The sequence below is a fragment of the Hyunsoonleella pacifica genome (genome assembly GCF_004310335.1).
GTDB classification, from domain to species: Bacteria; Bacteroidota; Bacteroidia; order Flavobacteriales; family Flavobacteriaceae; genus Jejuia; species Jejuia pacifica.
Map to the genome: position 1 here is coordinate 1 of NZ_SIRS01000021.1, position 314 is coordinate 314.

Genomic DNA, 314 nt, shown 5'->3' on the forward strand with positions numbered 1-314 from the left:
TTTGTGAATCTTTCTGAAAACGAAAAAGAAGATTTAATCAAATTCTTAGAATCACTATAAATATGAAACGAAAAGAATTTATTAAAACTTGTGGATTTGCTTGTTTAGGGACTACCATTTTTTCATCACTACTACAAGGATGCGTCTCAACCAAAAGCATTAGCGTAAAAATTAATGGAGAGGATTTAATAGTTCCTCTATCAAATTTTGAAAAGGATGGAAAAACACTAAAATATCTTGTGGTAAATAATTCGCAACTGCAATACCCTATTTATGTTTTCCGATTTTCAGAAAACCATTTCACAGCTTTATAT

Annotated in this window: 1 protein-coding gene; it reads left to right on the top strand. The window is 29.3% G+C overall.

Annotated elements, in window-relative coordinates; all coding sequences use genetic code 11:
- Positions 1-62: 62 nt before the first annotated feature.
- The coding region (locus tag EYD46_RS17590; RefSeq protein ID WP_130938488.1) for a hypothetical protein at positions 63-314 on the top strand (252 nt) is incomplete at its 3' end.